The 13,342-nt window shown below is 62.9% G+C and carries 14 protein-coding genes and 1 pseudogene; 4 read left to right on the top strand and 11 right to left on the bottom strand.

From position 1 onward, the window contains the following. Positions 1-75: 75 nt before the first annotated feature. The 3 genes from U741_RS18440 to U741_RS0111590 all read right to left on the bottom strand — a co-directional run bounded on the left by U741_RS18440 (position 76) and on the right by U741_RS0111590 (position 1,980). Positions 76-1,104, bottom strand: a complete 1,029-nt coding sequence (locus U741_RS18440; RefSeq protein WP_161776187.1) for an AraC family transcriptional regulator — start codon at positions 1,102-1,104, stop codon at positions 76-78. Positions 1,105-1,364: 260 nt separating this feature from the next. Further along, positions 1,365-1,676: a helix-turn-helix domain-containing protein gene (locus U741_RS0111595; protein WP_029890633.1), complete on the bottom strand. Its 312-nt coding sequence runs from the start codon at positions 1,674-1,676 to the stop codon at positions 1,365-1,367. Then, complete coding sequence (locus U741_RS0111590) at positions 1,663-1,980, bottom strand: type II toxin-antitoxin system RelE/ParE family toxin (RefSeq protein WP_029890632.1); 318 nt, start codon at positions 1,978-1,980, stop codon at positions 1,663-1,665. The genes U741_RS0111595 and U741_RS0111590 overlap by 14 nt, the downstream gene beginning before the upstream one ends. Positions 1,981-2,096: 116 nt before the next feature. On the opposite strand from U741_RS0111590, the gene U741_RS0111585 reads away from it, so the two are divergent. Beyond that, on the top strand, positions 2,097-2,606 hold the full coding sequence (locus U741_RS0111585) for a CinA family protein (protein ID WP_029890631.1): 510 nt from the start codon (positions 2,097-2,099) through the stop codon (positions 2,604-2,606). Between the two features lie 26 nt (positions 2,607-2,632). Here the strand turns inward: U741_RS0111585 and U741_RS0111580 are convergent, their stop codons facing one another. Then, on the bottom strand, positions 2,633-3,970 hold the full coding sequence (locus tag U741_RS0111580; RefSeq protein WP_200872716.1) for a flavin monoamine oxidase family protein: 1,338 nt from the start codon (positions 3,968-3,970) through the stop codon (positions 2,633-2,635). A gap of 88 nt (positions 3,971-4,058) precedes the next feature. On the opposite strand from U741_RS0111580, the gene U741_RS0111575 reads away from it, so the two are divergent. Next, positions 4,059-4,700, top strand: a complete 642-nt coding sequence (locus U741_RS0111575; protein WP_029890629.1) for a TetR/AcrR family transcriptional regulator — start codon at positions 4,059-4,061, stop codon at positions 4,698-4,700. A gap of 99 nt (positions 4,701-4,799) precedes the next feature. Here U741_RS0111575 and katG read toward each other — a convergent pair whose 3' ends face one another. From katG to U741_RS0111550, 5 genes are all read right to left on the bottom strand, one after another. After that, on the bottom strand, positions 4,800-7,025 hold the full coding sequence (gene katG / locus U741_RS0111570; RefSeq protein ID WP_029890628.1) for a catalase/peroxidase HPI: 2,226 nt from the start codon (positions 7,023-7,025) through the stop codon (positions 4,800-4,802). A gap of 168 nt (positions 7,026-7,193) precedes the next feature. Further along, positions 7,194-8,117 (bottom strand): glutathione S-transferase family protein, encoded by a 924-nt coding sequence (locus U741_RS0111565; RefSeq protein WP_029890627.1) that lies wholly within the window; start codon positions 8,115-8,117, stop codon positions 7,194-7,196. 27 nt (positions 8,118-8,144) lie between these two features. Then, positions 8,145-9,452, bottom strand: coding sequence for a type II toxin-antitoxin system HipA family toxin (locus tag U741_RS0111560; RefSeq protein ID WP_029890626.1), 1,308 nt, complete (start codon positions 9,450-9,452; stop codon positions 8,145-8,147). Further along, the gene (locus tag U741_RS0111555; RefSeq protein WP_029890625.1) at positions 9,449-9,814 is read right to left on the bottom strand and encodes a helix-turn-helix domain-containing protein; all 366 of its coding nucleotides are present in this window, start codon (positions 9,812-9,814) and stop codon (positions 9,449-9,451) included. The genes U741_RS0111560 and U741_RS0111555 overlap by 4 nt, the downstream gene beginning before the upstream one ends. Positions 9,815-9,898: 84 nt before the next feature. Next, positions 9,899-10,570 carry a dihydrofolate reductase family protein gene (locus U741_RS0111550; RefSeq protein WP_029890624.1) on the bottom strand — a complete coding sequence of 224 codons (672 nt, stop codon included), beginning with the start codon at positions 10,568-10,570 and terminating at the stop codon, positions 9,899-9,901. A gap of 296 nt (positions 10,571-10,866) precedes the next feature. On the opposite strand from U741_RS0111550, the gene U741_RS0111545 reads away from it, so the two are divergent. Both U741_RS0111545 and U741_RS17835 read left to right on the top strand, forming a co-directional pair. Next, complete coding sequence (locus tag U741_RS0111545) at positions 10,867-11,085, top strand: type II toxin-antitoxin system Phd/YefM family antitoxin (protein WP_084155091.1); 219 nt, start codon at positions 10,867-10,869, stop codon at positions 11,083-11,085. A gap of 42 nt (positions 11,086-11,127) precedes the next feature. Continuing rightward, on the top strand, positions 11,128-11,466 hold the full coding sequence (locus tag U741_RS17835) for a type II toxin-antitoxin system VapC family toxin (protein ID WP_052378732.1): 339 nt from the start codon (positions 11,128-11,130) through the stop codon (positions 11,464-11,466). Between the two features lie 238 nt (positions 11,467-11,704). Here U741_RS17835 and U741_RS0111535 read toward each other — a convergent pair whose 3' ends face one another. Both U741_RS0111535 and U741_RS20000 read right to left on the bottom strand, forming a co-directional pair. After that, on the bottom strand, positions 11,705-12,025 hold the full coding sequence (locus tag U741_RS0111535; protein ID WP_029890622.1) for a 2Fe-2S iron-sulfur cluster-binding protein: 321 nt from the start codon (positions 12,023-12,025) through the stop codon (positions 11,705-11,707). A 17-nt stretch (positions 12,026-12,042) separates the two neighbouring features. Continuing rightward, positions 12,043-13,297, bottom strand: a pseudogene (locus tag U741_RS20000) (cytochrome P450). Positions 13,298-13,342 lie beyond the last annotated feature (45 nt).

Here is a 13,342-nt window from a genome sequence, read left to right as displayed (position 1 = left end):
CAACGGCCAGGACTTGGCATTTTGCGCGACTGACTTGGCTTTTCACGCAGATCGATTCGCGGGACGCTGCGGACTTCAGTCGTGATGGCCTTGCGTCGTTCGGACCCGGCGATGACGCTCGGTGCGGATCGTGGCGTCGTGCCAGCGCCGAAAAGAGCGGCTCAGCGACGTCAGGTCGGCGTAGCCGAGCAGGTCCGCCACCTGCGTGGCCGTCATGTCGGAATGCTTGAGGTATTTCTCGGCAAGGTCGGCCCGTGCCGCATCCTTGATCGCCCGAAAACTATGGCCGCTGGCCTGCAATCGCGCCTGCAGTGTGCGCACCGACAAGCCCATGCCACGGCTCACATCGCCCACCGAACACGGCCCGTACGGCAACAGCGCGCGGACCAGGGCCTGCACCTGAAAGGTCACGGGTGGCGAGGGCTGATCTTCGTCATGGCGCAGCACCTGATGAACCAGCGCACGAATCCTCGGCGCGCCACCTGCGAGCGGGGCATCAAGAATCTGCGCGTCCAGTTCAATGGCATTGTCATCGCTGTTGAAACGAAGATTGGGGCCGAACACCTGACGGTGCAGCCGCAGGTCCTCCGGCGCCTCGTGACGAAAACGCACCGAGGGCGGCGTCCATCCGCGCGGACCTTGTGCCCGAATCTCCGTCAGCGTGACTGACAGCGCGTACTCGGCCATCTGCACCTCACTGCGGGCCTGGCCGGTGGCAGCCGACCAATGCAGCACACCGTCACGCCCGAGAGACTCAAACCGCATGATCGCCGCGCTGGTGTAAAGATCGAAATGATTGGCAAAGTCGGCACACATCTGCCGAACCGTCGTCGCGCTGCGCAGCAGCAGCCACAGCGGTCCGATGACGGCGCCGAGCCGCGCGCCCAGAGAAAGCTCCAAAGCCCAGTTGCGCTGCGCCGTGGACGCCGCCGCGATCTCGAAAAAGTCGATGACGTCGGCTGCGGCCACCAGCAAGTCCGGATCGGTCAGTGCCGCAGCCGGAAGGCCCGCCTTGCGCGCGAGCGATGCCGGTTGCTTGCCGGCATCGCGTAACTTCTCGGCGGCGCCGCTGAGGATGGAGCTGCGAACAAAACGTCCCGGCACGGTGTGTTCCGTCTGACGAGCCAGTGCGCATTCTGCCAAGTCGCATCCATTGGCAACACGGTTGATCGGTTTGGCGCGCAACCGACCAACCGCGTCTGGCTAGTGCAGCGCTTCTAACAAAGCGTTAGGAGATGGCGAGTGCGATTGAGTGCAGATCGAGGCGCGAAGAGGAGTGATAGTGGGCACTATCGCGACGATGAGCAACGAAGAGATGTGCTCAAGCGCGCCACCAGAACGAATGAATTGTTGGAAGCGCTGCACTAGGTCATCAACACTTCGCGGATGACTTCTGGTCGCTTTGATGCAATGGCCAGCAGCGATTGCGCAGCGCCAGAGGGCTTACGACGCCCCTGCTCCCACTCCTGCAGCGTGCGGGTTGACACTCCGAGAACCTGCGCAAACTGGGATTGCGACAGTCCCGATCGGGCGCGGGCTTCGGTAATTTCCGACAGCGTGATCTGATGAACTTTCCCCGCTTTACCGGCCTTCATTTCAACAATGGACGTCAGTAACTCGGCGCCAAGGTCACGCTTGGCGTCTCGCGCCTTCAACTGCTTTTCAGTCAGGGGCATTGAGTGCCTCCTTAATTTTGAGTAAAACCTGAGGCGAAATCGTGTCTTGAACGCCTTTGGCATAAATCAGCAGCAGGTAGATACGCCCGTCTGCCAACTGGTTGTAATGGATGACGCGTACCCCACCACGCTTGCCCATCCCGGCCCTAGACCAGCGCAGCTTTCTGCATCCGCCCGAACCTGGAATGACGTCACCCGACTCGGGGTGAGCGGCGATCCATGCGGCGAACGCACCGCGCTCATCCTCGGTCCAGTAATCGACGCAGAGCTTGGAAAACGTGGGCGTTTCGATCACCACAAACATGCCTGACTATACGTCTTTGACGTATTACTGACAACGACGATCAAATGCGGGCACAAAACTGTGAACGCTTGCCCACCCGCGCTACCCTGCCGGCCTTCAACTTTGAGAGGCTCGCCATGAAATCTGTATTCGACCTCGGGGCACGCGCCGGTGCCCTGCTCATTGCCCGTGATGAAACCGTGGTGGTCGCCGAGACCTCTGCGGGTGGCCTGGTGTCGGCTGCGTTACTCGCGGTGCCCGGTGCCTCGACGTTTTATATCGGCGGCGCCATCACTTATTCGTTGGATTCCATCCAGGCATTGGCCGGCATCGACATGAAGGCCCTGCGGGCGCTGGGTATCCGCTCCAGCTCCGAGCCTTATGCAGAACTGCTGGCCCGGACGATTCGCAGCAAACATTCGGCGGCGACCTGGGGTCTGTCCGAAACCGGCGCGGCTGGCCCTACCGGCAACCGTTACGGCGACCCCGCGGGACACACCTGCTATGCCGTGGACGGCCCGCTGAGCAAGGTCCGCACGCTGCGCACCGGATCAGCCGACCGCAGCACCAACATGTGGGCATTTGCCGAAGCCACGTTGGGATTGCTGGTGGAGTCTTTGGAGGAAGCCAATCGCGGCGTTGGTTAAGCGGCTTTCGCTGCGCGCGCTCCGCCCTACCCCAAGGCCTGCGTGACTTCCCGGGCGGCGCGAATGCCGGATTGCAGCGCGCCGTCGAGATACCCGGCCGACTGCGTCGCGGTCTCGGTGCCGGCCCAGTGGATGCGGCCGCAAGGTTCGCGCAACGCGCTGCCGTAGGTGGTCATCGCACCGGGCGGCATGTGCGCAACGTAGCCGCCCAGACTCCAGCGTTCACGCGTCCAGTCCTGGTCGACATAGCCGATGGGGTTCGCCGCTTCGGGACCGAAGTACGTCACCAGATCCGCCACCACCTGCTGGCGCCGGGTGGCTTCTCCGGCATCGCTCATGACCACGGCATGGGCGCCGTCGATGAAGCCGACGAGGATGCCGATGCGTTCATCTTCAGGGGATTGGTCGAACACGACATTGAAGTGACGGTCGTTGGCGAACGCCGCACCGTTGAGCCCAGCCCTGCGCCAGAACGGCGTGTCGTAGGCCACATGCACCTTGATCACGGCGCCCATCGGCATGCGTTGCATCAGCGCCAAGCGGCGGGTGGGCAGCGGCATTTCGTAATGCACCTGCGCGGCCAGCAGCGGCGGCACGGCCATGATCAGTCGCCTGGTGACGTACCGCGCGTCTGCCGTGGTGACGATGACATGGTCAGCGTGCTGCTCAATCGCCTGCACCGGCGAGTCCAGCACCAGGCTTGCGCCCAAATGGTCCGCCATGCGCTTGGGAATCTGCCACGCGCCCCCGACAAACTTGTCCTGCTGCGCCCCACCCTTCACGCCAATCAAGGCCTCCAGTCCGTGGCCTTGTCGCAGGTATTCGAGCAGGCACAGGTACGACACCTGCTGTGGCTCGGCGCACAGCAAGGCGCGGGTGATGATGCGGACGAAGTCCCGGGCCGCCGAAGTGCGCACGTGTTTCATCAGCCAGCTTTCGATGCTCTGCGCGTCCCACTCGCGTGCGCGGGGCGCGGACCACGGCGCCTCCGCCGGCAAGGTGCGCACCTCATTCCGCCAGCGGCGTTCCAGCAAGGCCAGTTCAAGCAACGACAGCATCGGCAGTTTGGGAATGTCGCCCGCATAAGCCGACACCCTGCCGTCGAGGCACAGCAGGCTCTTGCCTTGCGTGTACTGCGGATATGTGGCCACGCCGAGTTCTTGTGCTTGTTGCAGCAGCAGGGTTTGCTGCGGCCCCACCCATTGACCGCCCAGGTCGATGGTCTGTCCGCAGATCTCGCCCGGCATCGAGCGCCCACCGACGCGGTTACGGGCTTCCAACACCCGTACCGTCTTGCCAGCAGCCTGCAGGCCCATGGCGGCCTTGAGTCCGGCCAGACCGGCGCCCACGACAATCGCATCCACTGTTTCGCCTGTCCGGTCCATGCCGTTTACCTTGTTTTTTGCCCTGATTCTCCCATATTATTGAACGCGTTCATTTATTAAACAAGCCATGCCATCAACCCGCCCCGCCTCACCCCGTCGTGGCCGCCCGGCGCGCAGCCCGGCGCAGGCCGAGGCCAGCCGCAGCCGGATTCTCGAATCGGCCCGCGCACTGTTTGCGGCGGAGGGCTATGAAGGCGTGTCGATGCGCAAGATCGCGGCGATGGCCGAGTGCTCGCCCGCCGCGCTGTACACGCTGTTCCCCAACAAGCGGCAGTTGTTGCGCCACATCTGGGAAACCGTGTTCGCTGATTTGGTCACGGAAATGGAGCGCCTGTACAAGCACACCGCCGCACCCGAACGCCTGTTGACGCTGTGCGAGGCGGCGATTGATTTTTGGCTGCACCGACCGAATGATTTTCGCGCCATCTTCCTCATCGAAGACCGCCTGCAGGGCGCCGGCGACGCCTACTTTGTCGACAGCTCGGAGGCCGTTCCGCGACTCACCGTGCTGCGCCGCTGCATCGTCGAGGCCCAGGCGCGCGGCGAGCTGCAACACGGCGATCCCGATGCCATACAGAACGTGCTGCTGTGCGGCGTCCAGGGCGTGGCGTTCAACCTCATCACGATTCCGGAATACCCGTGGGGAGACCCGGCGGCGCTGACGCGGAACATGATGCGGACGCTGCTCGCAGGGCTGGCCACCCCATAAGCCCCGGCGCTCAGCGCTCGACGACGCGGCGGTCGAGCCCCGTCTCACACAAAAAAGGCGACGGCGTGTGAACGCCGTCGCCCTTTGGTGCAACACCCCTCAGATCAGGTCAAAACGATCCAGGGTCATCACCTTGTTCCAGGCTTTAACGAAGTCAGCAACCAGCTTGTCCTCGCCATCGGCCGCGGCGTAAACCTCGGCGATGGCCCGCAGCTCGGAGTTGGAACCGAAGACCAAATCGACGGGTGTGGCCGTCCATTTCATCTTGCCGTTGGCGCGGTCACGACCCTCGTACAAACCTTCGGTCTTTTCCGACTTCTGCCACTCGGTCGACATGTCGAGCAGGTTGACGAAGAAGTCATTGCTCAGCGTGCCCGGTCGGTCGGTGAACACGCCGTGCGCGCTGCCACCCGTGTTGGCGTTGAGGGCACGCAGGCCGCCCACCAGCGCGGTCATTTCAGGCACGGTGAGGGTCAGCAGGTTGGCGCGATCGACCAGCATTTCAGCGGGTGACAACGCGTGGCCTTCGCCGAAGTAATTGCGGAAGCCGTCAGCCGTCGGCTCAAGTGCGTCGAATGATGCCGCGTCGGTTTGCTGCGCCGTCGCGTCAGTACGACCGGGGGCAAACGGCACCGCCACGTCGTGCCCCGCCTTCTTCGCGGCCTGTTCAACGGCGGCACTGCCGCCCAGCACGATCAGGTCGGCCAGGGATACTTTCTTGCCGCCCTGCTGCGCCTTGTTGAAGTCGGTCTGCACCTTCTCAAGCGCCTTCAGCACCTTGGCCACTTCGGCCGGATTGTTGACCGCCCAATCCTTCTGCGGGGCCAGACGCAGGCGTGCGCCGTTGGCCCCACCGCGCATGTCGGTGCCGCGGAATGACGATGCCGACGCCCACGCCGTGCGGATGAGTTCGGGCCCGGTCAGTTTGGTGGCCATGATTTTGCTTTTCAGCGCCGCGACGTCAGCCTCGTTGATCAGCTCGTGGTCCACCGCCGGCACCGGGTCCTGCCAAATCAGGTCTTCCTGCGGCACGTTGTCGCCGATGTAACGGGCCCGCGGACCCATGTCGCGGTGGGTGAGCTTGAACCAGGCCTTGGCGAACGCCTGCTCAAACTCGGCCGGATTTTCGAGGAAGCGGCGCGAAATCTTGTCGTAGGCCGGGTCGACACGCAGGGCCAGGTCGGTGGTGAACATGATCGGCGCGTGGCGCTTGTCGGGGTCATGGGCATCGGGCACCAGGTTGGCGGCCTGGCCGTCGACCGGAATCCATTGCACCGCACCCGCCGGGCTGCGGGTTTGTTCCCACTCAAAGGCATAGAGATTGGTCAGGTACTGGTGTGTCCACTGCGCCGGCGCCGAGGTCCACGCGCCTTCCAGGCCGCTGGTGATGGTGTCGGCACCTTTGCCGCTACCGCACTTGCTGGTCCAGCCAAAGCCCTGCTCTTCAAGGCCGGCGGCCGCCGGCTCGGGGCCGACGCACTCGGCTTTACGAGCACCGTGGGCCTTGCCGAAGGTATGGCCTCCGGCAATGAGCGCGACCGTTTCTTCGTCGTTCATCGCCATGCGGCCAAAGGTTTCGCGAATGTCGCGGGCGGCATCCTGCGGGTTGTGGTTGGCGTTAGGACCTTCCGGGTTGACGTAGATCAAGCCCATTTGCACGGCGGCCAGCGGGTTCTGCAATTTGCGGTCACCGCTGTAGCGCTCGTCGGCCAGAAACTTGGTTTCGGGACCCCAGTAAACGAGATCGGGCTCCCAGTCATCTTCGCGGCCACCGGCGTAACCGAAGGTTTTGAAGCCCATTGATTCGAGGGCAACGTTGCCGGTCAGCACCATCAGATCGGCCCAGGAGACGCTACGACCATATTTCTGTTTGATGGGCCACAACAGCCGGCGGGCCTTGTCGAGGTTGGCGTTGTCAGGCCAGCTGTTGAGCGGCTCGAAACGCTGTTGGCCACCGCCTGCACCGCCGCGACCGTCGGCCACCCGGTAAGTGCCGGCGCTGTGCCAGGCCATGCGAATGAAGAACGGTCCGTAGTGACCGTAGTCCGCAGGCCACCAGTCCTGCGAGGTTTTCATCAGCGCTTCGATGTCCTTCTTCAACGCGGCCTGATCAACCTTGGCGAAGGCTTCTGCGTAGTCAAACTGGGCATCGAACGGGTTTGACTCTGCGCCGTGCTGACGCAGCGGCGTCAGGTCAAGCTGTTCGGGCCACCAGAACTGATTCGTCTTCGGCGCACCCTGCGCCGAAGCGGCGCCGGGCACTAGCAACAGCGGCGATGCCGAGACGGCAACCGCGGCCAAGAGGTACTTGGTTTTTTTCAACATGGAATGAGCCTCCCTGAATGGACGGCCAGTCTATCCATAGCATTTTGCCATTGATAGATATTTAATAATTGTAATTATCTATCGTATAAAAAGGCCCGATCAATCGTTTGCCGAACCCTGATCAAGCGGTTGTTCCGCGTCACAGGCCCATGCCGGCGGGGCGCTCGTTCACTTCGCGTTGATGGAATAGCCCGCACGCGGAAAGTGAACATGCAGCGTGCCCAGATCGGCATGGCTGCGCGCCACGATAATGCGGTCTTCGGTCACGGCCGCCAGCGTGCCCGTCACCGGCACCAGACCGTAGTCGGCCGGGGCCACGTCCACCATGGTGCCAAGGGCCACCGGCACCTCCGACGCGCTCGCTGGCAGCGGTCGAGGCTCTGCGGTGCGGGCGGCGGCAAAGGCCTGATCCTGCGTGATGTCCTCGCGCAGGCCATGACCCAGATCGCCGACTCGTTGATACCAGGCCGTCACCTTCGGCCCGGCCTTCAGCGGGCGGCGGTTGCAACTGACATGCAGCCAAAGCGGGTGATAGACGGTGAAGTCGGCAACCGACGCGGCGTCACCGCCCACCCACGGCTGATTCGCCAACCGGGTTTCCAGCGCGTCCATCAACGAATCCAGGATGGCCTGCGCTTGCGCACCCTTCGGCGGCCGCACCGTGCCGCCCTTCAATAAACCGGCCCGATCCTTGGCGAATCGGTAGGTGCCGACCGGGCCAAACGCCAGCAGCATCGTGCCCAGCAACCGCAGCGGCGGTATCGCGGTAATCGCAGCGAAGAAGGCCTGCTTCTCGGCCTGTGACATCAACGCGGCCGTGGCGGCGTCGACGTTGCCCGGATCAAGCGCCGGGCAATCCGTCGCACGGGCAATCTCGCGGGCAATGAGGGTCGAGTCACAGAAGATGTCAGCGCCAATCTGCGCGACCGGAATGCGTCGGTAGCCGCCGGTCAACGGATCAACATTGGGCCGGGGTGGCTGCACCGGCGAGATCAATGACTGCCAGCGCGCGTTGGTCAGCCCGAACATCAGGCGAATCTTCTCCGCGTAAGGCGACGCGTCGTAGTGATGCAGGATCATTGATTCGTTCATGGGTCGGGTCCGTTTGTGAGGGCTGCATCATGCAGCGTCGCGAAGCTTCAGGCGATGCGCGCGGCCAATCTGCTTGCGCTGGGCGTCCCTCACGCCGGCCTCATTGGCAAAACTTGGCCAGCGGCTCACGGCCTCGCAAACCTCGCCCAGAATGATCTTGTCGCGGCCACGCTTCAGGCCAACGTGCCTGGCGCAGGCGCGAATGTCCGCCAGCGTGAAATCGTCGGCCTTGCCGTTCAAGGTCATCTGGTGGCGGGCCGTCCAGTCACCGGAGGGGTTGTAGCTGTAGGTGATGTCAAAGGCGGGCGCCAGCGACCACTGCCCCTGCGGGTTCATCAGGAACGCAATGTTCTTCACATGATCGTCCTGGTTGCGCGCCACCACGTTGAACAGCATGCGGCGAAACTGCTGTTCCAAGGCCGCCATCGGCAGGCCCAGTTCACGCATCACCTGCAGCGCCTGCTCGTAGGCATAGGCGCCGGGCTGGTTGTAGTCATAGTGCGCCAAGGCGGCCAACGACTGCATGTGCAGCTTGCCGCCCTCGGCCGTGCGATCAAATCGACGGGTCATGAAATGCCGCCGACCGTTTTCCTCCAGCAGCCGACATGCATTCATGGTGATGCCCGCCGCCTGCGCCATCAGCGCGTAGGCGTACTCGATGGCGCCATAGCCTTTCGGGTCGTCCAGTTCCTTGTCCTTGTTGCCCTGCACGCCATCGAATTTCAACAGCCAGTGCTCGAAGCCCTCACCCGCCGCTAGCTGGCCCGAGCGCACTTCGTGGGTCAGCGGATTCCACGCAATCAGCGCCTTGGCGCGTGCACCGCCGGCCGAGGTGCCGACCCGCAGGATGTCTTGCAGCGCCGCCTGGCGCGCTTTGCTGCGAAAGCTCGCCTTGATGCCGGTGCGCTGCGTGAGAATTTCTGAGGCCAGCTCCACCAGCGCGCCCACGTCCAGCGTGCTGCCCTTGCCCGGCGCAGGGCCTTTCGCGGGCGCAAACTCCAGCGCGCCCATGCTGCGTGTGCCGATGTAGCAAAGACGCTCCACGGCACTGAAGCTCTGCGGCTTGCGCCCCTGCGTCGCCAGCCATGCATCGATCAGCGCATTGCCGAACTTGTCCGGCAGACAGTCCGCCAAGAGGCCCGGCAGGCCATGAAAGCTGCCGCGGGGCAGCGTCGGGAATTCATAGACGCGCTCATCCAGCGGCAGGGTCAGCGGTGAAAGCGGGATGCCGCTGGTCACAAAGACCGGGTCGTACTGGAACGCGGCGTGATCACGACCCTCAACCATCGACACTGCGCCGATACGTCGCCCCCAGAGCCGCACTTCGGCAATCACTGTGGCTCACCCCAGGTCCACGGGGCCGACTTGCCTGCAGGTTTGTCCTTGGCCTGCCTTGGGCTGCTGGCGCGTTGCCGCTGGCGGCCCTGCAGCTTCAACTGCGCCATCGGGCTGGGTACGGCCTCCGGCACCAACAGATCAAACCGCGCCACCAAACCCAGCACCCGACAGACCCGCACAAAGCCCGAAAGCTGCGTCGCCGCAGTGCCCTGCTCCAGCCGCTGCACCGTGCGCAGACCCAAACCCGCCTGATCGGCCAGTTGCTGCTGCGTGAGGTTCTGGGCCAGCCGCCGTTGCGTCAGCCGCTGGCCGATCAGCGTGAGCAGCGCGTCATCAGTCAGATGTTCGTCGAATTTCATAACGCCGTTTATGGCGTCTTAATTATTTAATGTCAATTAGAACGTCATATTCGGCGTTTTATACTTATGAAAAATGTCATCGCCTCAGTCCTCACGTGCCATGCGCGCCCGGCGGGCAATCTCGCGCGCGCTGGGTGATTCGGGCGGCATGTCACCAATCGTGAGGACGCCTTCGCGTGCGTAGTGGCCGATGATCACGCCATTTGGAGTGACGCGGGATCTTGCGAGCTTGAACGAACCCGGCACCGCGCCGTCGGCGAACAGCTTCTTGCCGCCGCCCAGCACGATGGGCACCGTGAAAATTGTCATGGCGTCCACCAGATCGTTTGCGAGCAACGCATGCACCAGCTCGGTACTGCCCTGCGTGACGAGGGCGGGACCGTCCTCCTGCTTCAGGCGCTTCACGTCGGCCATGCCGCGCAGCAGCACCGAACCCGCCCAGCCCGTATCGACTTCCCCACTGCGCGACACCACGTACTTGCTGATCTCGTTGAACCGCTTGGCGATGCCCCCATCGGCATCATCTTCATCGTAGTAAGGCCAGTACGCCGCGAAAATCTCGTAGGTCTTGCGGCCCAGCAGAAGATCAAAATCTGCGCTGAAGAGATGGTCCAGCTCTTCGCCGAACGCCTCGTCGAAATACGACATCACCCAGCCGCCAAACGTGAAGCCCCGAGTCGGATCCTCGGCCGGTCCGCCCGGGGCTTGCATCACGCCATCCATGGACACCATGGCACCGACGGTAATCTTGCGCATCAGTCGCTCTCCCGTGTCGTTTCAGAACAATATGCCAGCGGGGCATGGCCGGGGATGCAGCGTTGTTCGTCGCCACCGGCAGCCGGTGCTTCAAGCCCGTTCATTCATTAGTCGAGCGGGGAGCGCCTGATTCGACACCCAGTATCGGGCGGCGGTGTGAACATTGATTGCTGAGTGCCTTGCACCTGACGCAGCGTGCGTCATCGACAAGGGGAGATCTTGGTTGACGAAATGGAGGGGCGAGCGTCGTTTAGCTACCCTGAGCCGACAGAGAACCAACGATGAAACAGTTCAACATGCGCGAAGCCAAGTCACAGCTTTCAAAGCTCGGCGAAATGGCTTGGAGTGGCGAGAAGATCGTCATTGCCAAGGCGGGCAAACCGTATTTGGACCTGATCCCCCACAAGGCCGAGCGCAAGGAACGCACGCCGGGCCGCCTGAAGGGACAGATCACAATGGCGCCCGACTTCGAGGTGACGCCCCAAGAGATCATCGACGGGTTTGAAGGGCGATAGCGGCTGGCATTTCTGCTGGATACCCATGCATTTCCATGATGGCTGTCAGACGATTCGCGCCTGCCTCAAGGCGTGCGCGCGATCCTCGAGGCGCCGGACAACGAGATCTGCGTCAGCGCGGCCACAGGCTGGGAAATCGCCATCAAAAGAACCTTGGGAAAGCTGAGCGCGCCGCCCGACTTGGTGTCGCTGATTGTTGAAGAGGGCTTTCGAGAACTGCCGATCAGCTTTGCAGACGGAGAGCGGGCCGGCCAGCTTCCCCTGCTCCACCGCGACCCTTTCGACCGGATGCTCATCGCGCAATCACAAGCGCACAACTTGACGATCCTGACGCGCGACGACGATATCCCGCGCTATGACGTTAGGACCTACTGGGCATAGGTCAGAACCGCATTCGGCGCGTCGGGCTTGGTCGTTAGCAAGTCCCTTATTGGTCGCTTAAAGAACCATGGCCAATGGCGCCAGTCAGTCCGAAGCCGTCGTTCGACGTAATCCGACACTGGCCCCTCATTTCCCCTTGTTCCCCGCGATGGCGCCATAGCTCCGTGAGACAACGGACTGGCTGCCGTAGCGGGCGAAGTCCAGTGTCACTGTATTTTCTTCAGCGCAGGCGCGGTTCTCAGTGCTGGCCGTCCGGCGTGGTCACGACGATGCCGTCGAGGGCGTCGCTCAGCTTGATTTGGCAGCCGAGGCGCGAACCCGGCCCATCGCCTTCGGCAATGTCGAGCATCGAGGCCTCCATGTCACTGACCGGCGGCAGCTTGTCGAGCCACGCAGCATCGATGTAGAGATGACAGGTGGCGCAGGCACAAGCGCCGCCGCAGTCACCGTCGATTCCCGGGATCAGATGGTCGACTGCGGCCTCCATCAGTGAAGTGCCCGCTTCAGCTTCGACCTGTCGCCGGGTGCCGTTATGTTCGATAAAGGTTACTTTGATCACGAAGAATTCTCGGTTGATCAGGCGTCGATGCGCACAAGCAACGACTCGTAGCCGTTGACGAAGGGTGAGGCAATGCGGACCGGCTCTCCCACGACTTTGATCTGCATGGGGCGCGGCCAGCGTTTGAGCAGTTCCTCCCAGAGAATGCTCAATTGCAGTTCGGCCAGCCGGTTGCCGACGCAGCGATGAATGCCAAAGCCGAACGACAGGTGTTGCCTGGGCCGGGCGCGGTCGATAATGAAGGCTGTCGGGTTGTCGATGGCGGTATCGTCGCGATTGCCCGAGGCGTACCACATCACCACCTTGTCGCCCTTCTTGATCTGCTTGCCGCCCAGCGTGGTGTCTTCCAGCGCCGTGCGGCGCATGTGCGACAGCGGCGTTTGCCAGCGGATCACCTCTGGGATCATCGAGGTGATCAGTGCCGGGTTGGCGCACAGCTTGGCGTATTCGTCCGGGTGTTGATTAACCGCCAGCACGCTGCCGGTCATGGAGCTTCGGGTCGTGTCGTTGCCGCCGACGATCAGCAACAGAACATTGCCGAGAAACTCCTCGGGCGACATGTCCCGGGTCCGCTCGTCGTGGGCCATCATCGAAATCAGGTCGTTGCCCGGCTCGGCGTTGACCCGTTGATTCCAGAGCTGGGTCATGTAGGCGGCGCATTCCCCCATGATGGTCATACGTTGTTCTTCGCTGTCGATCAGCCCTTGTCCAGGGAGCGCGGTTGTGACGTCAGACCAGTAGGTCAACTTCGCCCGGTCCTCCCAGGGGAAAATCGAACAGCGTGGCCAGCATCTGCGTGGTCAGGTTGATCGATACCTTTTCGACCCAGTTGAACGGTTCGCCAATGGGCAGTGCATCGAGCGCAGCGCCCGCCCGCTCGCGGATCACGCCAGACAGTTTCGCCAGATTGGCCGGTGCCACGACCGGGCTCACGACCTTGCGCTGCTCATCGTGCTTCGGCGGGTCCATTGCGATGAACATCGGCAGGCTGGCCGCCGCGTTGCCATCCATGATGGTGATGCCGCCCTGGCGCGAATCCGAAGAATAGATCTGCGGGTGGGTTTCCACCTCCATGATGTCGGCATAACGCGTCACCGACCAGTACGGCCCAAACTGGCTGTTGGGGCAGTAATGCACAGGATCTTCACGCCGCAGCCGCGCGAAGTAAGGCGCAGCGGTGTGGTTCAGGTAGAGCAGCGGGTTGCTGACATCGATCTGGTCCAAGGGCAGAGCGTCGACGTCGGGCTCAGCGGTAACGGTCGTTGCGTGCATGAATGAGGGTCTCCTTATCGCACTTGTCGATGCTGCAGCGTGCTG

It is taken from the genome of Polycyclovorans algicola TG408 (assembly GCF_000711245.1).
GTDB classification, from domain to species: domain Bacteria; phylum Pseudomonadota; class Gammaproteobacteria; order Nevskiales; family Nevskiaceae; genus Polycyclovorans; species Polycyclovorans algicola.
The sequence above is the reverse complement of the archived record's forward strand: the minus strand, read 5'-3'. Positions and strand labels throughout refer to the sequence as shown.

Excerpts from the sequence above, each read along its gene's own strand:
- U741_RS0111595 (WP_029890633.1), bottom strand. The coding sequence starts at position 1,676 with ATGCCCCTGACTGAAAAGCAGTTGAAGGCGCGAGACGCCAAGCGTGAC.
- U741_RS0111590 (WP_029890632.1), bottom strand. The coding sequence starts at position 1,980 with ATGTTTGTGGTGATCGAAACGCCCACGTTTTCCAAGCTCTGCGTCGAT.
- U741_RS0111585 (WP_029890631.1), top strand. The coding sequence starts at position 2,097 with ATGAAATCTGTATTCGACCTCGGGGCACGCGCCGGTGCCCTGCTCATT.
- U741_RS0111575 (WP_029890629.1), top strand. The coding sequence starts at position 4,059 with ATGCCATCAACCCGCCCCGCCTCACCCCGTCGTGGCCGCCCGGCGCGC.
- katG (WP_029890628.1), bottom strand. The coding sequence starts at position 7,025 with ATGTTGAAAAAAACCAAGTACCTCTTGGCCGCGGTTGCCGTCTCGGCA.
- U741_RS0111565 (WP_029890627.1), bottom strand. The coding sequence starts at position 8,117 with ATGAACGAATCAATGATCCTGCATCACTACGACGCGTCGCCTTACGCG.
- U741_RS0111555 (WP_029890625.1), bottom strand. The coding sequence starts at position 9,814 with ATGAAATTCGACGAACATCTGACTGATGACGCGCTGCTCACGCTGATC.
- U741_RS0111550 (WP_029890624.1), bottom strand. The coding sequence starts at position 10,570 with ATGCGCAAGATTACCGTCGGTGCCATGGTGTCCATGGATGGCGTGATG.
- U741_RS0111545 (WP_084155091.1), top strand. The coding sequence starts at position 10,867 with ATGCGCGAAGCCAAGTCACAGCTTTCAAAGCTCGGCGAAATGGCTTGG.